This is a genomic window from Ruegeria sp. I3 (genome assembly GCF_056532525.1).
This window is the reverse complement of record NZ_JBQFNI010000001.1, coordinates 421,907-443,248: the sequence shown is the minus strand read 5'-3', so window position 1 is coordinate 443,248 and position 21,342 is coordinate 421,907. Positions and strand designations below refer to the sequence as shown.

At 56.1% G+C, this 21,342-nt stretch carries 20 protein-coding genes and 1 tRNA gene; 9 read left to right on the top strand and 12 right to left on the bottom strand.

What is annotated here, in order from left to right:
- Window positions 1-4 precede the first annotated feature (4 nt).
- The 4 genes from ACR0L9_RS02335 to ACR0L9_RS02320 all read left to right on the top strand — a co-directional run bounded on the left by ACR0L9_RS02335 (window position 5) and on the right by ACR0L9_RS02320 (window position 4,414).
- Window positions 5-1,087 (top strand): ABC transporter permease, encoded by a 1,083-nt coding sequence (locus tag ACR0L9_RS02335; RefSeq protein ID WP_170392492.1) that lies wholly within the window; start codon window positions 5-7, stop codon window positions 1,085-1,087.
- Between the two features lies 1 nt (window position 1,088).
- Window positions 1,089-2,009 (top strand): ABC transporter permease, encoded by a 921-nt coding sequence (locus tag ACR0L9_RS02330; protein WP_170392493.1) that lies wholly within the window; start codon window positions 1,089-1,091, stop codon window positions 2,007-2,009.
- Window positions 2,010-2,043: 34 nt separating this feature from the next.
- Window positions 2,044-3,117 carry a BMP family ABC transporter substrate-binding protein gene (locus ACR0L9_RS02325; RefSeq protein WP_170392494.1) on the top strand — a complete coding sequence of 358 codons (1,074 nt, stop codon included), beginning with the start codon at window positions 2,044-2,046 and terminating at the stop codon, window positions 3,115-3,117.
- 262 nt (window positions 3,118-3,379) lie between these two features.
- Window positions 3,380-4,414, top strand: coding sequence for a S41 family peptidase (locus ACR0L9_RS02320; protein WP_480894921.1), 1,035 nt, complete (start codon window positions 3,380-3,382; stop codon window positions 4,412-4,414).
- 195 nt (window positions 4,415-4,609) lie between these two features.
- Here ACR0L9_RS02320 and ACR0L9_RS02315 read toward each other — a convergent pair whose 3' ends face one another.
- Together ACR0L9_RS02315 and ACR0L9_RS02310 are read right to left on the bottom strand one after the other, a co-directional pair.
- Entirely contained in the window at window positions 4,610-5,842 is a 1,233-nt protein-coding gene (locus tag ACR0L9_RS02315) for an HlyD family secretion protein (protein ID WP_170392496.1), read from the bottom strand.
- Window positions 5,843-5,845: 3 nt separating this feature from the next.
- Window positions 5,846-6,256: a hypothetical protein gene (locus tag ACR0L9_RS02310; RefSeq protein ID WP_170392922.1), complete on the bottom strand. Its 411-nt coding sequence runs from the start codon at window positions 6,254-6,256 to the stop codon at window positions 5,846-5,848.
- A gap of 203 nt (window positions 6,257-6,459) precedes the next feature.
- On the opposite strand from ACR0L9_RS02310, the gene ACR0L9_RS02305 reads away from it, so the two are divergent.
- The 3 genes from ACR0L9_RS02305 (at window position 6,460) to ACR0L9_RS02295 (ending at window position 8,585) form a co-directional block, all read left to right on the top strand.
- Entirely contained in the window at window positions 6,460-7,521 is a 1,062-nt protein-coding gene (locus tag ACR0L9_RS02305) for an NAD(P)/FAD-dependent oxidoreductase (RefSeq protein WP_480894586.1), read from the top strand.
- Window positions 7,522-7,523: 2 nt separating this feature from the next.
- Window positions 7,524-8,177: a DUF938 domain-containing protein gene (locus tag ACR0L9_RS02300; protein WP_170465111.1), complete on the top strand. Its 654-nt coding sequence runs from the start codon at window positions 7,524-7,526 to the stop codon at window positions 8,175-8,177.
- Window positions 8,178-8,249: 72 nt separating this feature from the next.
- Window positions 8,250-8,585 (top strand): carboxymuconolactone decarboxylase family protein, encoded by a 336-nt coding sequence (locus tag ACR0L9_RS02295; protein WP_480894584.1) that lies wholly within the window; start codon window positions 8,250-8,252, stop codon window positions 8,583-8,585.
- 69 nt (window positions 8,586-8,654) lie between these two features.
- Here the strand turns inward: ACR0L9_RS02295 and ACR0L9_RS02290 are convergent, their stop codons facing one another.
- The 4 genes from ACR0L9_RS02290 to ACR0L9_RS02275 all read right to left on the bottom strand — a co-directional run bounded on the left by ACR0L9_RS02290 (window position 8,655) and on the right by ACR0L9_RS02275 (window position 15,129).
- Complete coding sequence (locus tag ACR0L9_RS02290; protein ID WP_480894582.1) at window positions 8,655-11,162, bottom strand: GcvT family protein; 2,508 nt, start codon at window positions 11,160-11,162, stop codon at window positions 8,655-8,657.
- A 140-nt stretch (window positions 11,163-11,302) separates the two neighbouring features.
- Window positions 11,303-12,604, bottom strand: a complete 1,302-nt coding sequence (locus ACR0L9_RS02285) for a hypothetical protein (protein WP_480894580.1) — start codon at window positions 12,602-12,604, stop codon at window positions 11,303-11,305.
- 113 nt (window positions 12,605-12,717) lie between these two features.
- Window positions 12,718-14,115 carry an FAD-binding oxidoreductase gene (locus tag ACR0L9_RS02280; RefSeq protein ID WP_480894578.1) on the bottom strand — a complete coding sequence of 466 codons (1,398 nt, stop codon included), beginning with the start codon at window positions 14,113-14,115 and terminating at the stop codon, window positions 12,718-12,720.
- A 27-nt stretch (window positions 14,116-14,142) separates the two neighbouring features.
- Window positions 14,143-15,129, bottom strand: coding sequence for a 2-hydroxyacid dehydrogenase (locus ACR0L9_RS02275; RefSeq protein ID WP_170392503.1), 987 nt, complete (start codon window positions 15,127-15,129; stop codon window positions 14,143-14,145).
- 169 nt (window positions 15,130-15,298) lie between these two features.
- Between ACR0L9_RS02275 and ACR0L9_RS02270 the strand changes: the two genes are divergently transcribed.
- A complete protein-coding gene (locus tag ACR0L9_RS02270; RefSeq protein ID WP_480706986.1) occupies window positions 15,299-15,787 on the top strand; it encodes an SH3 domain-containing protein in 489 nt (162 codons plus the stop codon).
- 27 nt (window positions 15,788-15,814) lie between these two features.
- Here the strand turns inward: ACR0L9_RS02270 and ACR0L9_RS02265 are convergent, their stop codons facing one another.
- The gene (locus tag ACR0L9_RS02265; RefSeq protein WP_480894576.1) at window positions 15,815-16,324 is read right to left on the bottom strand and encodes a ferritin; all 510 of its coding nucleotides are present in this window, start codon (window positions 16,322-16,324) and stop codon (window positions 15,815-15,817) included.
- Between the two features lie 370 nt (window positions 16,325-16,694).
- Here ACR0L9_RS02265 and ACR0L9_RS02260 point away from each other — a divergent pair.
- Window positions 16,695-16,769, top strand: a tRNA-Gln gene (locus tag ACR0L9_RS02260).
- A 572-nt stretch (window positions 16,770-17,341) separates the two neighbouring features.
- Here ACR0L9_RS02260 and ACR0L9_RS02255 read toward each other — a convergent pair.
- The 5 genes from ACR0L9_RS02255 to ACR0L9_RS02235 form a co-directional block, all read right to left on the bottom strand.
- Window positions 17,342-17,794: an SRPBCC family protein gene (locus ACR0L9_RS02255; RefSeq protein ID WP_480894574.1), complete on the bottom strand. Its 453-nt coding sequence runs from the start codon at window positions 17,792-17,794 to the stop codon at window positions 17,342-17,344.
- 102 nt (window positions 17,795-17,896) lie between these two features.
- Complete coding sequence (locus ACR0L9_RS02250) at window positions 17,897-18,505, bottom strand: nucleotidyltransferase family protein (protein WP_480894572.1); 609 nt, start codon at window positions 18,503-18,505, stop codon at window positions 17,897-17,899.
- Window positions 18,498-19,280: an XdhC family protein gene (locus ACR0L9_RS02245; protein WP_170564287.1), complete on the bottom strand. Its 783-nt coding sequence runs from the start codon at window positions 19,278-19,280 to the stop codon at window positions 18,498-18,500. Before ACR0L9_RS02245 ends, ACR0L9_RS02250 begins: the two co-directional genes overlap by 8 nt.
- Entirely contained in the window at window positions 19,277-20,458 is a 1,182-nt protein-coding gene (locus ACR0L9_RS02240) for a vWA domain-containing protein (RefSeq protein WP_480894570.1), read from the bottom strand. The genes ACR0L9_RS02245 and ACR0L9_RS02240 overlap by 4 nt, the downstream gene beginning before the upstream one ends.
- Entirely contained in the window at window positions 20,455-21,330 is an 876-nt protein-coding gene (locus tag ACR0L9_RS02235; RefSeq protein WP_170802045.1) for an AAA family ATPase, read from the bottom strand. The genes ACR0L9_RS02240 and ACR0L9_RS02235 overlap by 4 nt, the downstream gene beginning before the upstream one ends.
- Between the last annotated feature and the right edge of the window lie 12 nt (window positions 21,331-21,342).

Here is a 21,342-nt window from a genome sequence, read left to right as displayed (position 1 = left end):
GCAAATGATTGTGTTGGAGAAACGGCCTCAGCCGTCCAAGGCGTGGTCTTATGCCACCCCTCTGGTCGCGGTCCTGGCGACGATGGTTTTTGGTGGCATCCTGTTCGCCATTCTGGGCAAAAACCCGGTCGAGGCTATTGGAACCATATTCTGGGAACCCCTGTTTGGCGAGTTCGCCTTCTATTATCGGCCGCAATTGCTGGTTAAGGGCGCGCCCCTCGTTTTGATCGCCATCGGCCTGTCTTTAGGCTTCCGCGCCGGTATCTGGAATATCGGGGCCGAGGGTCAGTACATTATGGGGGCCATTTTCGGTGCGGGCGCTGGTCTGGCATTCTATCCGCTGGATGCATTCTACATCTTTCCGATCATGGTGATTGCAGGCGCGTTTGGAGGCTGGCTATGGGCAATGATCCCAGCCTTCCTGAAAGTGCGCTTCGGTACCAATGAAATCCTTGTGTCGCTGATGTTGGTCTATGTGGCCGAACAGATGCTGGCCTCGGTCTCGCTAGGCCTGCTGAAGAATCCCGAAGGGTTCGGCTTTCCGGGTTCGCGCAATCTGCAATCCTACGACAGCGCGTATAATGCCGAGCTGATTGCGGGTTCAGGCATGCACTGGGGCGTAGTCACTGCCCTGATCGCTGTTATCTTTGCATATGTCTTGCTGAACCGGCACATGCTGGGCTTCCACATCCGCCTGACAGGTGAGGCCCCGCGTGCGGCGAAGTTCGCCGGTGTAAACCCTGCCCGCCTGATCCTGTTCTGTTTGGGTCTGGCCGGCGCGCTGGCCGGTCTTGCGGGGATGTTCGAAGTCTCGGGCCCTGCTGGCGTGGTCAGCATCGATTTCAACGTCGGTTACGGCTTTACCGCGATCATCGTGGCTTTCCTTGGCCGTTTGCATCCGGTGGGCATCCTGCTGGCCGGAGGTCTGATGGCGTTGACTTATATTGGTGGTGAAATCGCCCAATCTCAGCTGGGTCTGCCCGCCGCAGCCATTCAGGTATTCCAGGGGATGCTTCTGTTCTTCCTGCTGGCATTCGATCTTCTGACAAACTACCGCATCCGTGCGGCCCGTAGCGAGGTAGCGTGATATGGACCTTGGTGAAATTAACCCCGTCCTTCTGGTCGCCTCGCTAATGGTGGCCGCAACCCCACTTTTGTTGGCCGCAATCGGAGAATTGGTGGTCGAAAAAGCAGGCGTCCTGAACCTCGGTGTCGAGGGCATGATGATCGTGGGCGCAATCAGCGGCTTCGCAATCTCAGTCGAGACCGGTTCGCCCTGGCTGGGCTTTATTGCGGCAGCAATCGGTGGCGCGGTGCTATCGCTGTTGTTTGTGCTGCTGACGCAGGTGGCGCTGGCCAATCAAGTTGCCAGTGGCCTGGCCCTAACATTGTTCGGCCTCGGGTTCAGCGCGCTGATGGGGCAGAGCTACGTAGGAATCAAGCCACCCAGCATGGGTGAAATCCATATCCCGGTGATCAGCGATATCCCTGTTATTGGACCAATCCTGTTTCAGCACGACCCGATCCTCTACGTCGGAATTGCCCTGACGGCCGCCGTCTGGGCCACGCTGAAATACACACGCATCGGCCTGATATTGCGCGCCGTTGGCGAAAACCACGATGCGGCGCATGCGCTGGGCTACAAGGTCATCAAGATTCGCATCATGGCGATCCTGTTTGGTGGTGCTTGCGCTGGCTTGGGCGGCGCCTACATCAGCCTGATCCGCGTGCCGCAGTGGACCGAGGGCATGACTGCCGGTGTCGGCTGGATTGCCTTGGCGCTGGTGGTTTTTGCCAGCTGGAAACCATGGCGTGTCTTGCTGGGCGCCTATTTGTTCGGCGGCATCACTGTGTTGCAGCTTAATTTGCAGGCAGCGGGCGTTGCCATTCCTGTCGAGTATCTGGCAATGTCGCCCTACATCATCACGATCCTTGTGCTTGTGATCCTTTCGGCCGACAAGAGCAGCGCACCTGCCGCATTGGGCCGGACCTTCCATGCCTCGCACTAAGCGAGGCCAACTGAACCAACTTGGGGAGTAACACATGAAATTCACTACACTTTTGGCAAGCGCCGCAATGGCGCTGGGTCTGGCCTCGGGAGCCATGGCCCAAGATAAGACCAAAGTCGGCTTCGTCTATGTCGGCCCAGTGGGCGACGGCGGCTGGACCTATGAGCACAACAAGGGCCGTCTGGCCGTGGAAGAGCACTTTGGCGACAAGGTTGAAACCGTGTTCGTCGAGTCGGTGCCTGAGGGCCCAGATGCAGAACGCGTGATGACCCAGATGGCACTGGAAGGCGCGGACCTGATCTTCACCACCTCGTTCGGCTACATGGATCCGACCATCAACGTCGCGAAGAAATTCCCGGATGTGAAATTCGAGCACGCAACCGGCTACAAGACCGCCGACAACGTCTCGGTCTACTCGGCCCGCTTCTACGAAGGTCGCGCCGTTCAGGGTCACATCGCCGGGAAAATGACCGAGTCGAACATCATCGGCTATATCGGTTCCTACCCGATCCCTGAAGTGATCCGCGGCATCAACTCGGCATACATCCACGCCAAGAAGGTAAACCCCGACGTCGAGTTCAAGATCGTCTGGGCTTACACTTGGTTCGATCCTGCGAAAGAAGCTGACGCCGCCACAGTTTTGATCGAACAGGGCGCGGACGTGATCCTGCAGCACACTGACTCGACTGCACCGCAGGCAGCCGCGCAAGAGGCAGGAAACGTTGTCACCTTTGGCCAGGCCTCCGACATGAGCGAATACGCACCCTTCCCGCGTGTGTCTTCAATCATCGACGATTGGGCTCCCTACTACATCGCGCGGACCCAGGCCGTGATGGACGGAACATGGGAAAGTGCCAACACATGGGATGGCATCCGGGAAGGCATGGTAGCAATTGGTGAGATTTCGGACGCCGTTCCCGCCGACGTTAAAGAAGAAGCACTGGCGCTGAAAGCCGCGATGGCAGCCGGTGAATACCATCCCTTTACTGGCCCGCTGAAAAAGCAGGACGGCAGTGACTGGCTGGCCGAAGGCGAGACCGCCGATGACGGTACGCTGGCGGGCATGAATTTCTACGTTGAGGGGCTGGAAGGCGAAATTCCGCAGTAAAAACTGACCTGGAAACTAACAACAAGGCCCGCATGTTTTTGCGGGCCTTTTTAGTCGCCCTGAGCCCAATCTGGACATTGACGAATGGCTATGCGCATCGTGAAACATGTCGCTCACGGAAGACCTGAACCAAATTTTAGAAACTGCCCTGCCGACCGATCCCAGTTTTCGACAGATCGAAAAGGCCGTGATTGACGACTGTATTGGTGAAACCCGGCAATATGCCTCAGAGGGCTCTGTCGAAGCCTTCCTTTTGTCAGCGATGCGTTTATTGGCACTTCCCGGCAATGGGCACACACGGCTGATCCCGAATGATGCGATCGCGGTGCTACCGCTGAGATTCGTGAGCGTTGGACGTTCCGTTCAATTCATCGACGCGGCGCCAGAGATAGCCGCACCGCGAGGAGAGTTGATAGCGGTCAACGGCTCAGCTTTGAGCCAGATTGAAGCCACTGCAGAGAAATTTCTGGCGGGAACGTGCCAAAGGAAACGGGTCATCGGCCCGATTCTACTGGCTTGGCCCTACGCTTTGGCGCGTTTGGGTTTTTCGTCAAACTGCGGCATGACCGAGTACCGTGTGCAGGACGAAAATGGGCGGATAGCCAATCTGAAAGTGGCCAATGAACATACAGTTCCTGGATCGGTGCTCTACCCGAGAAACGAGCACGGCAAGGCTGATCCAGCCTGGGAACCCGAGATATTTGTAGAGATAAAGGACTGGCAAGAGCTAGGGCTATCAATAGCGTTACCAAGCTTCTTTGATCCGAACGAAAATGCGCTGCCTAAAGCCATCTCAGCCGCGGTGAAATGCGTGCGCGCATCCTCGAACAAAACACTACTAATTGATGTTCGCGGAAACACTGGTGGCGACTTTCTTCTAACGATGCCCTTGATCGACGCGATCTCAGAAAGCGCAAACAAGCAGGTTGTTATGCTTGTCGATAAATTCACGTTTTCCGCAGCGATAGTGTTTGTAGCCATCCTCAAACATCGATTGGGAAACAGGCTCAAACTCATTGGTGAGGAAATGGGTGATGCGCTGACGTTCTTTGCCGAGGGCGGATTGCTCGAATTGTCGACCAGTGGAGCGGTCGTTCGATACTCATCAGCCTTTCACGACTGGAAGAATGGAACGACTGACGATACCACGCCGCCCGAAATCGCAAGAAAAATCGTACCTGCGGGATCACTGAACTTGGATTTGGAATGGGTCGAAAGACCTGCAGTTGAGGATGCACCAACCGAACTCCATCAACGAGTTCTCAAAAGCATGAGCAAATCGCTAAACAGCCGCTAAGTCCGCATAGCTGCATTCAAAGAAAGCAAATGCTGCACGCACGGCGAAGGTCTACTTGGTGGCCAGTCTTATTGGAGACCCAACACCATCGGCCCGTGGGCAATATTAGCCACGAGCGTTTTGATACCCAGCTGTCGTCGGGTCAGGACTTCAAGCGATTGAAACGCCGCAATGGTCAGCTTCTAGGGCGTGAAATTAGTGTCCTCCCAGCACCAGAGTGTTCACCGGCATCAGTATCAGTCGCAGGCGCAGGCCTGCCGCATGAACGACGCCAATCGTGTCTACCACATGCAGGAACGATTTTTCCCAGAAGCCGAGGCTCTCATCCTCCAGCTTTGCATGATTGTCCGTATAGATATTCGCCAGACAGTTGCTGCCTGGAGGCACATCATCGGCCATGCTTTTGTAGAGCGGTTCAAGGTAGACAAGGATCGAACCCGGATTAGTGTTGCTCTGCACGTCCCGCAACTCATCAGATGGCCTGATCTGCCCCGATGGGATCACATCCTGCACCTCGACGACAACCACCGGGATAACGGTAAAGGGCTTGGTCATGCAGCCCAATTCGCCAATCATACCCGGTTTGACCACCTGGGCCGAAAGCTGACTGAACGCCGCCTGGAATCGGTCATGTCCGGAGGAGGATGGCACCAGAATACCCGCCGGGCGCAGCAAAGGGCTGACATAGTCGCCGACCTGAAGCCCGAATTGTTCAACCCTGCCCGTCACTCCAGCGTTGACCACAGTCTTGTCCAACTCGGTCAATGCCGCATCCAGCTGCGCATTGGCACTGGCAAGTTGGGCCGGGATCAGCTCTTCGATCTGTTGTACAACCGCTGCGCGTTTTGAGACGGCTGCTTTGACCTGCGCTTCACGCTCGGCAACCAGATTTTCCAATCGATCAATCTCGGCCAAGCGCACCGCGCTGGATCCCTCGTCACGTAGGGTGGTATTGCGTTCCAGATCTTCGAGCGACTGATCCAGAGCTGCGCGCGCGCCTGCAATCCCGGCCTCAGCCTCGGCCAGATCGGTTTCCGCCACCTTCAACGAGGCTTGAACCTGAGCAATCTGGGCATGCGCCGCTTCGACCTGCGCGGTTTGCGTGAAGTCTTCGATCCGGAAAATCGGCTGTCCAGCTGTCACCTGTTCATTGTTGCGCACGTAGACTTCGGAAACGCGCCCCCCTAGCTGCGGCAGGATCGTTACCGTCCGGAAGTAGGAAGCCGCTGTTTTGCTGGACGGGTGAAAATAGAACAGCGTTGTGATAACGGTTAGCGCCAAAATAGCGCAAGTCGTCAGCCCCCAGCGCAACTCGTACCACATGGTGAACAGCGTGATCTCGTGTCCGATCCGTTTGCCCTGCACAAAGCGGCGAAACAGATAGTCAGGAAGCACGGTAATCAGGGCGCACAGCATCGTCTCGATCATTGTTCAGTGCCCCTGTGCTGCCGGTTCGGAGGGTTTGGATTGTTCGGGCTCAGTTTCCGGCTCAGGAGGGGGTGAAGCGTGTTCTTTGTCCTGCCCAGGCGCCAAAGATCGGATGGCATCGGCAATCGAGCGCAGCGGTGCCGCGAAATCAGGGAACTGGAACCCAGCCACAAGGATGGCGGCAACCCAGAAAAGGCCGTTATGCGTAAACAAAGCCAAAAGCGCCAGAATCCCAACCAATTGGAATTGCGGGTGATTGGTTTCATGCGCCATTTTTTCCGGGATCGAATGCAACGTAAAGTAGGCAACCCCGATCAGCACGACCATCCCGACGGTAAAAAACAACATGAAGGTGAAGAGGAAGTCGCTACCATCTGCTTGTGTCACATATGACGGAATGTGCCCCGTTGCCATCGGGTGAATATCTGCCGCGTTCACGTCCGCCTCCGAATCTTATGTTGTTTGCACTAAAAGCAGGCTGGCCGCCTACGATCAAGTTTCCATTGCGGTGGGCTTGTGTCTTTTCGTTTGGCAGTACGCGTGCCATGGTCCGCCAATGTCGCCAGTCAACTTACCACCGGCTCGATCACTTGGCGGCCGGAAACGGAACAAAACGCATGATTGATTTTCTGATAATCGGTGGCGGTGTCGCCGGGCTAAGCGTAGGTGCGCGCCTGTCAGAGCACGGCACAGTTACGGTGTTAGAGGCCGAGGACGGATTAGGATATCATACTTCGGGTCGTTCAGCCGCCCTGTTCGAAAAGGGTTACGGTCCAAACTCGGTCAAGGCATTGAACGAGGCAAGTGCTGCGTTCTTTGAAACAAATGCGTACCTCACACCACGCGGCCTGATGCTGATTGGCGGAAGGGATCAACAGGCGCTGTTTCAAAAAGACGCCCAAGATCTTGGTGTGCAAGAGATTTCGCCGGAAGATGCCATCGGACACATTCCTGTCCTGAATGCTGAAACTGTCGGTTATGCAGCCATAAGTAATAGCGCATATGATATCGATACAGATCGCGTCCTGCAGGACTTTGCGCGAACCGTCCGCAAGAATGGCGGTTCAGTCCTGACCCGTCAGAGGGTCAGCAGCATCCGCAAATCGGTTCATTGGACCGTCGAAACCTCAGAATCCTTAGAGGCACGCAATCTGGTAAATGCCGCCGGAGCCTGGGTCGATGAGGTGGCGCAGATGGCAGGAATCTCCCCCATCGGGATCACACCTTACCGTCGATCGATTGCGCGCATCCCCGCACCGGGCGGACATGACCTGCGAAACTGGCCAATGATGCTGGGCGCAGGCGAGAGCTGGTACGCCAAACCTGATGCGGGCAAGCTACTGGTCTCGCCTTGCGAGGCGGACCCAACCACACCCCATGACGCTTACGCCGATGACATGGTTCTCGCAGAAGGACTGGCACGATACGAAGCGATGGTTACTGAAACTGTAACTCGGGTAGAAACCAATTGGGCGGGGTTACGTAGTTTTGTTGCCGATGGCACGCTGGTGCTCGGACCTGATCCAACCGATCCATCGTTTATCTGGTCGGCAGCACAGGGAGGGTATGGGTTTCAGACCGCTCCTGCTGCCTCGCAACTTGTGGCGGATCTTGTGACTGGCGCGTCGCCGCGCCTTGATGCGGCGATTGTGAAAGCGCTGACACCCGGTAGGCTGTAACGATGACAAAACGCAAACTGCCCTCAAATGCCAGCGTCGCCACCGAGGGCGACGGCAGCAAACTCGTCGCCCCAGCCGCCAGCCGAAACACGGTTGTGCTGTGCGATCTTCTGGCACGGGTCGCTCCGTCATCAGGACAGGCCCTGGAACTGGCCAGTGGAACCGGACAACACATTTCGGCCTTTGCCCAGCGGATGCCCGGGTTGCATTGGCAACCCAGCGAAGTCACCTCCGAACGGCGCGCCAGCATCGATGCGTACACCAAGGGTTTACCAAACACCGCCGCAGCCGTTCATCTGGATGCAACTGCGGAGGGTTGGCACAAATCAATGGCGCAGCAAGATTTGGTTTTACTGATCAACCTCTTGCACCTGATCAGTTTACCCGAGGCTGAAACCCTCGTTGCCGAAGCAGCGTGCGCTCTGAAAACGGATGGGCGTTTGGTGCTTTATGGCCCTTTCAAACGTGACGGACACCTGACAAGCGATGGCGACCAGCGATTTCACGACGCACTGGTCCAACAAGACCCTGAGATCGGGTACAAAGACGACACACATATATTGTCTATGTTAAAGGACAACGCCCTCGAACTGGTCAAAATCGTAAAGATGCCTGCGAACAACTTGGCATTTGTCGCCCAAAAAACTGGAATCTGATCAGGATCAAAGTCTGCTTTGCTCTTCACCATTCATATGCAGATTATCATATGTATCAAGAAGGACGTGATAATGAGCTGGCAGGATTCACTGAACGAAACGCGCAAAAGCTTGCGTAACCTTAACGGAGCCATTCCTGATACGGCGCGTGCCTTCGGGGCGCTGGGAAAATCTGTCAAGGAAGGCGGGACGCTGGACTACAAAACCAAAGAGTTCATCGCGTTAGGCATGTCAATCGCAGTACGGTGTGAGCCTTGCATTACCCTGCATTCCGAGGCGTTGGCCAAGGCAGGAGCCACCCGCGATGAGATTTCGGACGTTCTGGCAATGGCCATCCAGATGGGCGGTGGGCCGTCCATGATGTATGCCGCCAAGGCACTAGACTGCTTTGATGTATTAAGCGCATGAAAAAAGCCCACCGAGAGCGGGCTTTTAATAGGCGGTGCTACGTGAGTACCGCCTTATTTCTTGGAAGCGTCAGCCGTCTTTGCGGATTGTTTCGTTCTTCGGATCGTAGGGGCTGTCGCAAGTCACGACCGCATCCCACAGCTTGTCCTGAATTTTGACCTGCAGCTTGGTGCCTTCGACCGCCAGCTCGGGCTTGACGTAGCCCATACCGATGGATTTCTCGAACGCCACCGAGTACCCGCCCGAGGTCAAACGACCCACGCGCTCACCTTCCGGCGTGTACAGTGCCTCGCGGCCCCAGGGGTCGGCATCGTCCGGTCCGTCGATCAGCAGAGTGCAGCACTTCACGCGCACGCCGGTCTCTTCCAGCTTGGCTTTGCCATAAAAGTCTTTCGACAGATCAACAAAGCGCGGCAGGTCAGCTTCCAGCGGGGTCGCGTCGCGGCCCAGTTCGGTGCCGAAGGCGCGATAGGATTTCTCCTGGCGCAGCCAGTTTTGGGCGCGGGCACCAACCAGTTTCATGCCGTGCTTTTCACCGGCCTTCTCCAGCAGGTCGAACAGATAGTTCTGCATCTCGATCGGGTGGTGCAGTTCCCAGCCCAGCTCACCCGTATAGGCCACGCGGATCGCGTTGACCGGGCACATGCCCAGTTCGATCTGACGGGCCGACAACCAAGGGAAGCGCTTGTTGGACAGCGCGGTTTCCGGATCGGCGTCCTTGATGACCTCTTTCAGAACGTCACGCGACTTGGGTCCGGCGATCGCGAAGACGCCCCACTGGGTGGTCACGTCCTGGATTTCGATGTAGCCGAACTCCTCCATCTTGTCCTCGGCCGCCTTGCGAAGGTAGTCGGCGTCGTACTCGGTCCAGGCACCGGCAGAGACGATGTAGTAATTGTTCTCGCCATTGCGGACGATGGTGTATTCGGTGCGGGTGGTGCCGTGCGCGGTCAGCGCGTAGGTCAGGTTGATGCGACCGACCTTGGGCAGCTTGTTGCAGGTGAACCAATCCAGGAACTGGGTCGCACCGGGGCCTTTGACGACATGCTTGGTGAAGGCCGACGCATCGATCAGGCCAACGCCTTCTCGGATCGCTTTGGCTTCTTCGACGGCATACTGCCACCAACCACCGCGGCGGAAGCTGCGGCTTTCTTTGTCGAAGTTATCAGGCGCATCCAGCGGGCCGAAATAGTTCGGACGCTCCCAGCCGTTGACCCAGCCAAACTGTGCGCCACGCGCTTTCTGACGGTCGTAGGCCGGAACGGTGCGCAGCGGACGGCAGGCTTCGCGCTCTTCGTCAGGGTGGTGCAGGATGTAGACGTGCTCATAGCACTCTTCGTTCTTGCGCGCCGCGAACTCGGTGGTCATCCAGTTCGACGAATACCGCTTGGGGTCCAGCGAAGCCATGTCGATCTCGGCTTCGCCATCGACCATCATCTGAGCCAGATAATAACCGGTGCCGCCCGCAGCGGTGATGCCAAAACTGAAGCCTTCAGCAAGCCACATGTTGCGCAGCCCCGGAGCGGGACCGACCAGCGGGTTGCCATCAGGTGTGTAGCAGATCGGGCCGTTGAAATCGTCTTTCAGACCGGACTCAGCACAGGACGGCACGCGTTCGGCCATCGCCATGTACTGATCGGCGATCCGATCCAGATCCAGCGGGAATAGGTCAGCGCGGAAGCTGTCCGGCACGCCGTGTTCGAACTGCGCAGGAGCGCCATGTTCGTAGATACCCAGAATCCAGCCGCCACGTTCTTCGCGCGCATACGACTCGTTGTCGGCATCACGCACAACTGGATGCTCGGGGTTGCCCGCTTCACGCCATTTGACCAGCTCGGGGTCTTTGTCCATGACGATGAAGGTATGCTCGACCGGGATCGCGGGCATCTTGATACCCAGCATTTTCGCGGTCCGCTGTGCGTGGTTGCCTGACGCGGTCACAACATGTTCGGCGGTGATCACAACCTGCTCATCTGACGGAATGAGGTTGCCGCCCTTTTCGACCATCTTAGTGCAGGTGACTTCCCAGTGAGTACCGTTCCAGCGGAACGCATCGGCCTGCATCTTGCGAACGATGTCGACACCGCGCTGACGCGCACCTTTGGCCATCGCCTGGGTCACGTCCGCAGGGTTAATGTAGCCGTCTTCAGTGTGATAGATCGCGCCTTTCAAGTCCGAAGTTTCGATCAGAGGCCAACGTTCCTTGATTTGCTCGGGCGTCAGCCACTCATATGCAACATCACAAGTTTCCGCTGTGGATGCATAGAGCATGTATTCATCCATACGCTCTTGTGTCTGTGCCATACGCAGGTTTCCGACTACGGCGAAGCCTGCATTCAAGCCGGTTTCTTCCTCTAGTGTCTTGTAGAAATCGACTGAGTACTTGTGGATGTGGGTCGTGGCATACGACATGTTAAACAACGGCAACAGGCCCGCTGCGTGCCAGGTGGAACCGGATGTCAGTTCGTCCCGCTCGATCAGCATCACATCATCCCAGCCCGCTTTGGCCAGATGATAGGCAATCGAGGTCCCGACGGCGCCGCCGCCAACGACCAGTGCTTTGACTTGGGTTTTCATAGCCGGGTGTCTCCCCTTGAATTCAGTTGACACCATATGGCGCATTTGAGGGGCTCGACGCGACATTCATCCGACCAGTGATATAAGAAAAGCGACCTGAGCGTTGCACCACGTCGCTTTCCAACAGTCGATCTGACGTGTTATCCGCCTCCCAATTTACACCTTTTGAACGTTCCGGTGGTTGCGCAATCAATGCCCGTTCCGGAACCGCCTCGGTTTACCCGCACGGCAGTTTCTGCTTCGGAATCAGAGCTACCAAAGGCTGATAACAGTCCGGACAGGAAGCCTTCATTTTCGTTTGCAGATGCGACTTCTTCAGAGGTTTCCTGATCTTTGAATTTGGCGAACAAATTTCCAAAGAAACCCTCGTCATCTCTGTCTGCCTGCTGCATCTCGTCTTCAAGCAAATCTGTCAGTCCTTTGCGGTATCCGACCTGGACCAAATCATCCGCAGATTCGATTCTGTTCGCGGTCAAGTCGAAGGTGTCTGCCGGCAAACCGTATTGCGCGGCCAAAGTATTTGCGACAAGAGACAATCCATCAATGTTTTCTAGCTTCAATCGCGCCAGCTCGCTGCGCAGCTTGACAAACTCGCCGCGCAAGGCGGCCATGTTTGTCGCCAATTCACTTTCTCGTTCAGCATCAAAAACGGTATCGTTGCCGACGCCAGGCACTTGCTTTTGAAGCAGTGCGTTCAATCCGTCATAATCCAGTCGATCCAGAAACGCTCGCAGCATAGGCGCTGGTGCATCGGAATAGACTTGCAAACGAATTTCTTCGCCCAGTCCGATTGTAGCCTTGTAGATTTCAAACCGAGGTTCGACCTCAAGGTCCGTCAGGCTCGCCGTGATCATTGACCAAAACTTTCGATCTTTCACTGTGACGGGTTTGTATCGGCTGTTTTCAAACCTGAAATACGCAGCACCACCAATTATGCCGAATGGAGTGTAGCCACTCGATCCTGCGCCCAACCCTTCGACAGACCTGACGATGTTGCCAGTCAGTGTATTGGATTTAGCGTCTTTCCTGAGTTTCGCCTGTAGCCAGACCGTATGCTCGCCGCTTTCGTAGACCCAACTAGAATTATCGAGTTTTCTGGCCAGTTGTTCGGTCTCTTGCACAGCAACTCTTTTTGCAATTGGACGAGCAGCTTCACTTATTCCGTCCTGCAAAACACCTTCTCGGGCATCGCGTGTAAAATCTGCATCCACGATCGAACGACGCACCCAGCCTTCGCCCGAATCCGGCAGGTACGGCTTGGCCCCCTCACGCCAACGCTTCTGCCTTTCGCGTTCAACTTCTTCCGCGGCTAGCTCCGCCTGATATAAGTTGAACCGCTGATTAATCGTGTCGACATATCCGTTGAAGGACAACCTGCCTTCGACTTTCTTATCCTGCTGATAATAATCCAGACCTACGACAACCACGACGGCAATCAGCAAAAACCCAATGAAACGCAACGCGCCCATGAATAACCTCGGAATCAAATACTGCTCTTTCCTAGATCATTCACCTAAAATTGAGGCGCTGTTATGGCCGAACCCAACAATCGCGGTCAAAGTACCTTGCCCGGATTCATGATGTTATCGGGATCCAGCGCTGCTTTGATCGCCGCCATATAATTTGTCGCCGCACCAAGTTCTTTCACCAGATAGGGGCGTTTACCCTGCCCGATTCCGTGTTCTCCGGTACAGGTGCCCTCCATCGCAATTGCAAGATCATTTAGCCAACCGACGAATTCCTCTGCACTTGCGACCTCTTTTTCGTCATCCATGTCGATTAACAGAAGTGTATGGAAGTTACCGTCACCAACATGACCCACGATTGGGGCCAGCAAACCCAATTCAGCGGCCTTATCCTGTGCGGCGGTCACACATTCGGCCAAACGCGAGATCGGAACACATACATCCGTAGAAATGCCCCGCGCGCCTGGGCGCAGTTGTAAGCTGGCCCAATACATATCGTGCCGGGCCTGCCACAGCTTGTTGCGCTCTTCGGTTGTCGTGGTGGTGGTGATATCGCTGCCACCAAATTCTTCCGCGATTTGGCCAAAAGTCTCTGCCTGTTCCGCTGCACCGCTGTCCGAACCGTGAAATTCCAGCAGCAGCAGTGGCGTTTCTGGCAAATCCAGTCCCGAATAAGCGTTTGCAGCTTTGACCGACATCTGGTCCAGCAATTCGATCCGCGCAACCGGGATACCATACTGAATAGTCATCATCACAGCCTGACAGGCTGCATCCACCGATGGAAACGAACAGCGAGCTGAACTGATGGCCTCGGGGATACCCTGCAATCGCAATGTGATTTCGGTGATTATTCCCAGCGTGCCCTCGGCACCGATTAGCAAGCGGGTCAGATCAAAACCCGCCGAAGATTTGCGCGCACGATGCCCGGTGCGGATCACTTGCCCGTCCGGCATCACGGCCTCAAGACTAAGCACATTGTCTTTCATTGTCCCATAACGCACAGCATTGGTGCCAGACGCGCGTGTCGCGGCCATGCCACCTAGCGACGCATTCGCGCCCGGATCAATCGGGAAGAACAACCCCTGATCCCGCAGATGGGTGTTCAATTCAGCTCGGGTGACACCCGGTTGGACAACGCAATCTAGATCACCGACATTGACCGCCAATATCTTGTTCATCTGACTCAGATCGACGGATATGCCACCAGCAGGAGCGTTTACATGACCTTCGAGTGAGGTGCCTGTTCCGAACGGGATGACTGGCACCTTGTGCTCGGCACAGGTCCTGACGATATCGGCCACTTCTTCGGTTGAATGCGGGAAGACGACTGCGTCCGGACTCTGGTTTTCAATCCACGTTGTCGTGTGCCCGTGCTGCTCGCAGATCGCAGCACCAGATTGCAGCCGGCCTGCGAACCTCTGCTTCAGAATTCCCAGCGCCGTGTCGATCCCGGCCTCGTTTCGCGGCAAAGCGGTTGCCTGAACCATTGCGTTCCCCTTTTCTCAGGCCACAGCCTAAAGCATTGCAGGCACAACCTGATCTGGCGGGCGATGACCGTCTTCGAAGGTCTTGATGTTGATAATGACTTTCTCACCCATCTCGATCCGACCCTCAAGCGTAGCCGAGCCCATATGAGGCAGCAGCACCACATTCGGCAATTGCCGGAGGCGTGGGTTCACATCCGTGCCCTGTTCATAAACATCCAGACCAGCGCCTGCGATCTCACCGGCGCGGATCATGCGTGTCAGGGCGTTCTCATCGACGACTTCACCGCGTGATGTATTCACGATCACGGCCGTGGGTTTCATCAATTTCAAACGCCGCGCATTCATCAAATGAAAGGTCGAAGGGGTCGACGGGCAGTTGATCGAGATGACGTCCATCCGCGCCACCATCTGATCAAGACTATCCCAGTAGGTCGCCTCCAGTTCCTGTTCAATCTCGGGGCGCAACCGGCGGCGGTTGTGATAGTGAACCTGCATTCCAAACGCGCTTGCACGTCGCGCAACGGCCTGCCCTATCCGGCCCATCCCAAGAACACCCAAGCGGCGACCACCGACCCGGCCACCCAGCAAGGCCGTCGGGGCCCAACCGGCCCAATCGCCCTTTTGCATCACGCCTAACCCCTCGGGGATACGTCGTGTAACCGCCAGGATCAGAGCCATAGTCATATCTGCAGTATCGTCAGTCAGTACTCCTGGTGTGTTCGAGACAAGGATCCCGCGCTGCCTCGCCGTCGCCACATCAATATTGTCGACACCGGCACCATAATTGGCGATCAGTCGCAATTTCTCACCAGCCTGCCCCAGGATACCGCCATCAATTGTATCGGTTATCGTCGGAACCAACACATCTGCTGTGTTCACTGCCGCCACCAGCTCTTCGCGAGTCATGGGATCGTCGGTGTCACGCAGTTTTACATCGAAAAGCTCGCTTAGCCGTGTTTCCACCGCTTCGGGCAACCGTCGCGTAACGACAACACTCAGACGTTCTCTTGGCACCTTGACCCTCCTACCGCTTTGCAAACTGCCGCGCGCCATGGCATCGTGGCGCAGGATTACACGGGGCACAAGAACCCCTTGGGCATCGTCTCAACCTTTTTTGCATACGATCCACAGGCATAAGAGCAGACAGGCAGTGAGTGCTAGTTTTTCAGTGAACCGCCATTTTGTGGTGTTGATATCGGTTTTCCTGCTCGTGCTCGGCGCAGTGGCCGTGTCCGCGCAGGAAAAACGCGGTCCAGTGACGAATCTACCGCTTCCACGATATGTCTCGATGAAAGCCGCCGAGGGTAATGTCCGTCGCGGCCCTTCGCTGACTCACCGAATCGATTGGGTGTTCAAACGCCGTGGCATGCCGCTGCAGATCACGGCCGAATATGGAAACTGGCGCAAGGTTCAGGATCGCGACGGTGCCGGGGGTTGGGTGCATTACGCGCTGCTTTCAGGTGTGCGGACAGTCCTTATCGAAGCCGACTTGCTGCCGGTTTACGCGATGCCCGATCCCAAGTCGCAGGTGAACGCGCATTTTGAAACCGGCGTCGTCGCCCGGCTTGAAAAGTGCTCACCCGATTGGTGCCGCATCTCGGCAGGCGGCTATCGGGGCTGGACCCTGAAAAGCAATCTTTGGGGGGTCGACCCCGCCGAGATTCGGGAATGACGTGCGTGCGCGACAGCGCCGACTGAGCTACTCCGCGCCTGCAGCGCTGCCGCGTTTGGCCAGTTCCTGATCCAACAACAGCAGGTTCCATCGGTCCCCGCTGGCCGCCTTGGCCTTATCCAGGATCGATGTGAACAGGTCTTCTTCCTCTATCTGTTCGGCCAGGAACCAGTTCAGCATATTCTGTGTGCTGTATTCTTTGACCTCATGCGCCAGCTCAAACAACGCGTTGATCTGACCCGTCACGGTTTGCTCCTGCGCCAGCGCCTGCTCCAGTACATCAACGGGTGATTCATAGTCCGTTTGCGGTTTTGCGATGCCGTCGAGATTTACCCTCCCACCCCGCTTGGCGATAAAGTCGAATATAAGCATTGCATGGGTTTCCTCTTCGGCAGAATGCCCCCGAAACCAACTGGCGAATCCAGGCAGATCCTGCGCCTCAAAATAAGCCGACATCGCCAAGTAGGTGTACGAAGCGTGGAGCTCATTGTTGATCTGCTTATTCAATGCTTCTGCAACTTGCGGGTTCAATTTCATTGCTCGCTCCTTTTTCGTGCTGGTTAGCGGACTTTATCTAGCTAGGTCCGAAGCCAAAGACATTCAACTGATAAAGGTAATTTTTATCGCTATTAATCAATAATTTAATCCAATTCTTGTGCTATTGAAACGCAATCGCAGGAACGAGCGTTGTAGCGCATTGCGGATTGTATCTCGCGACCGCAAAACCAAGGATTGCCAGTTGGATTTTCGTTTTAGAGATCTAGCTTCGCCTCAAACAAACGCCTGACCCATATTCGACCATCCCGACGATCCAACCGCCATCAAACTAAATTGCATATCCACATCAAAATTGTCCAAAAAAGCCCTTGAACCCTGAAAGCAACAGTCGTAGATAGCCGCTCACCGTTGGGGTGTAGCCAAGTGGTAAGGCAGCGGTTTTTGGTACCGTGTATCGTAGGTTCGAATCCTACCACCCCAGCCATGAGCTTCCAAAGACACAATAAAATCAAGGGGACAGAACCCACCCCTGACTCGCAGTGTGCTACAGCCCTCAGAAACTGAGACACATAGTGCAAAACACCCGAACCACAGAAGTGTACAATGAGTGAGCGGACCATCCGCCTTCTCAGAGCAATAAGCCGGAGCATTGGCACCGTTTGTGGGCTGACTATCAGAATTTCTACAAGACCTCTGTGAGCGAAGAGATCTACAAGGCATCTTTAGAACTGCTTTTATCTAGTCGTTCTGTTACTTTAACCGTAGGATCGCAGAAGTTGACGGCAAAGCGATAGGATTGTTTCACTTTCGATACCATCGCTTTGAGTAATATCTCGAAGATGCCTGCTATCTAAAGAATCTTAATCGCGACGCCTATGTACGAAGGAAAGGTTTTGGTTAAGCGCCGATCGCAGCAGTACACGAAATGGCTAAGATCATCGGAATCCCTAACACCTTTTCAGCGCGTTTGTTGTTGCTGGAACGGTGCAAATTTCCATTCGGATCGTTAGCGGGTGGAGCAAGCTCAAAGAACCGCTTCATCTCCACCCAATAAGATCAAATCATCGCGCCTTCATTCACTACATCAGCGAAGGACTTGAAGAATTTTCCAGCGAGCTTCTTGGCTGTGCTCTGGATCAAACGACTGCCGAGCTGAGCCAGTTTTCCGCCAATCTCGGCCTTGGCTTCATAGCGCAGGATCGTTTTGTCGCCGTCTGCACTCAGCGTCACATCTGCGCCACCCTTTGCATGACCAGCGGTACCACCATTGCCCTGACCAGACAGAGAGAATGCATCAGGGGCGCCGGTCTGGTCCAGGGTGACATTGCCTCCGAACCGCGCCTTTACGGGCCCTACTTTAAGCAAGACCTTGGCCTCCAGTTCAGTATCAGAATGCTTGATTAGTTCTTCACAACCCGGGATGCATTGTTTCAACACCTCGGGATCATTCAGTGCCGCATAGACGCGATCTTTCGGGGCGTTGATGATGATTTCGTCGTTCAGTTCCATAGTCTAGTCCTTCTTAGCAACAGGGAAATCTTATGTTGTCTGCTTGTTCAGTGGTCATTTCGAGCGATTTAAGACGCCCGCGCATCCAGATCAGAAGTCGGCTCATGAGATCGGCTCGTTCGCGGTTTCCAAATGGGTCGCATAGTCATCCGGGGTATCGACATCGGTGTAGAACCCTGGCGATGGCAGCTTAGCGGCTTGTACATGTTCGGGATGATCGCGCGTGAAGCCCAAGCAGCCGGGGCGTGCGGGGTTTTCCAGCAATCGCCGGCGCAATAGCTGCGGGATAGTAATTGGATTGCCTCGTGCGCCGTTATGGACAGGTATCGTCACTTTAGTCGCATCACCTGCAACGTGAGCGGCAATCAGATCTTGCAGATCCTGAGTGGTCAATAGCGGCTGATCACCCAAGCCGATCAGAAGCAGATGGGCGTCAGGTGCACAATGCAATCCCGTGGCAACCGAGCTCTGCTGGCCGCTGGTGAAGTTTGCATTGTGAACCAAAGAAACAGCTAGCCCTGATAATGCCCGGCGCACGGCGCTCGCCTCATGTCCTGTTACCACCGTCAGGTCAGTATCAATGGCACCTAAGTAAACCATGGCTACCCGGCGGATCATCGGCACGCCGTCTATTGGTAACAGCAGCTTGTTTTGCGCCCCCATGCGACGGGAAAGACCGGCGGCCAGAAGGATCGCTGCAACATCAGCCATCGGCAAGCCCCACAGTCTGCCGTCTGACACGGACTAACTGCGCAAGGATCGACAGCGCTATTTCCTCGGGCGTGACCGCCCCCAGGTCCAGACCCGCCGGGGCGTGGACGGTGTTGATGGCCTCGGGCGTTATGCCGGCGGTCTTTAGTTTTTCAGCCAGTGTCGCGAATTTCCGAGCGCTTCCGACGAAGGCAACATAGTCGGGCAAATCTGTCAGTACGGATTTGAGCGCGTCCAGATCTCCTTGGCCTTGCGTCGCAATGACAACGAAGCGGCGTCGATTGCACGTCGTATCAGCCGACGTGGTGCCAGAAACCGACCAGTGGAATTGCGGTGCCAGGGAACTAAGCGCTTGGGCCACAGGGGATGCGCCAAGCACGACAAGTTCGGGCATTGGCAAACAGGGCTCGATAAAAATGTCGACGGTGCCTTTTGACGGGCAACCATTGCGCGCAAAGCGCGTCCCGTCGATCTCATCCCCCGCTATCACGCCCATTTCTTCCAGGAGTTCCTCGGGCGCGACAGAAACCAGTTGCGGCTGACCGGCGCGCAAAGCCTCTACTGCAGCGCGTTTGACTGCGCCACGCGTGCATCCGCCACCAAGCCATCCATGCAGGATTGTCCCGTCCGCGCTGAGCAGCGCTTTGGCACCCGGCTTGGCCGCCGTCGCCCCCGCAGTGCGCACGATTGTCGCGAAGGCGAAAGGTTCTTGCCGGTCACGCAGGTCTTGTGCCGCATCGGCAAGGTCCGTGTCTAAGATCTCTGCCGGACTCATAGCGTCACCAATTTTGGTTCCAGGGCGGCAAGATCGGCAAGGGTGTTGGCCGGTTGAAAAAGGTCGAGATAAGGCAAGGCCGCAGCCATTCCGCCAGCTACGGGCGCGTAGTCGCTCCAACCCTTCAGTGGATTGAGCCAGATGATCTTACAGCCGCGTTTTCTCAGCTTCTCAAGCGCTGCTGCCAGGATTGCGGGCGGCTCGGTATCATAGCCGTCCGACAAGATCACTACGACAGACCGGCCATCTACAAAGCGCCGCGCATAGGTATCGGCAAAGCGTTGCAACGATGGCCCGATCTTTGATCCACCGCCGAAGCCATCTGCCATCAGCGACATCCGACCAATTGCACGCAGTGCGTCTTTGTCGCGCAATGCTTCAGTGATGCGTACCAGCCGTGTGTGAAAAAGATAAGCGTCGGCATCTTTGTCAGCGCGCATCAGCCCAGCGAGAAAAGCAAGAAAAACTTGCGCATAGACGCTCATCGATCCCGATACATCGCAAAGCGCTACGATTTTGCGGCTGCGATCAGGGCGAGACTTGCGCAAGAGCTGCAGAGGTTCCCCTCCTGTCGCAAGGCTCAGGCGAATGGTCTTGCGAAAATGCAGGCGGTCGCCTTTGCGGGCGGCGATCCGACGGCGCGAACGTCGATCGCGCAAAGCGGCACCGATGCGACGCGCAACTGCTTCGGCCTCTGCGATATCATCCGCGCGGACCAGATCACGCAGATCGCGGCGGCTGAGATTGCGTTGCTGAGTTGCGATAAGTTTACCGGTGCCATCGCTGTCGGCCTCGCCGTCACCGGAATCAGGAGCGATGGCGCTGCCCGATGCGCCCATATCCTGACCCTTGGCTTGACGAGAGGAATGCACGTCATCGCTGAGCGCAGACTGCGCTTTGGGCACGGCCCTTTGCTTCACCCGACCGGAATCCATCCAAAAACTATCGAAGAGGCTGTCGAACCGTTCGGCCTCATCCTTGCATCCTGTGCAGATGGCCCGTAACGCGCGACGGCTTTCATTCGGGACAGCGGCATTGACCTCGCCGAGGGCAAGCAAGGCAAGCTCTGCCTCTGCCACACCTAGGCGCAGGCCGTTCTGGCGCAAATGCGCAATGAACCCGGCGACACGGGCCGCTGGCCCCGGATCACGCGCCGCAAATTTGGTAACCCGGCTCATGCGGCCTTCCCCGCGATACGGGCCGCGACTTCGGCGGTGATCTGTGCCTGATCGCTTTGAGTTTTCAGCAGCGTGGTTAAGGTGGAGTGCAACACGGTTGGATCGTTGGTCAGATCCGCAATCCCAAGTCCCATCAAGGCGGCAGCAAAATCGAGCATCTCAGCGATGCCGGGTGTCTTTTCCAGTTCCTCCTCGCGAAGCTTTTGTACAAAGCCTACGACTTGCGCGCCAAGACGCGCCTCAATCGCAGGGCAGCGGGCTTTGAGGATTGCAAGTTCTGTCTGTCGGTCCGGATAATCGACATAGGTGTAAAGGCAGCGACGACGCAGTGCATCGGATAGATCGCGTGTGCCGTTTGATGTCAGGATCACGATCGGCTTACTAGAGGCCGTGATGGTGCCGAGTTCTGGCACAGTCACTTGATAGTCGGCCAGAACTTCCAGCAAGTAGGCTTCGAATTCCACATCAGCGCGGTCAATTTCGTCAATCAACAAAACAGGCGGCGTGTCCTGGGTAATGGCGGCCAATAGAGGGCGTTCCAACAGGAAATCACGGGAAAAAATACGCTCCTCAACGCTTTTGCCCGTCTCACCATCTTCGGCGGCGGCGCGGATCGTCAGCAATTGCCGCTGGTAGTTCCATTCGTAGATGGCCTGCGCGGCGTCGAGCCCCTCATAGCATTGCAGTCGGAGCAATTTGGTGGCGCGCGCATCGCTCAGGGTGCGCGCGACCTCTGTCTTACCTACGCCCGCGGCGCCCTCCAGAAGAAGGGGCCGCTCCAACGTCAGCGCCAAATGGAGAGCAACTGCTAGGTCGTCGGATGCGACATAGCCCTGCCCTTCAAGAGCGGATTGTAAATCGGTCCAGGTCATGTGTGTCTCCGG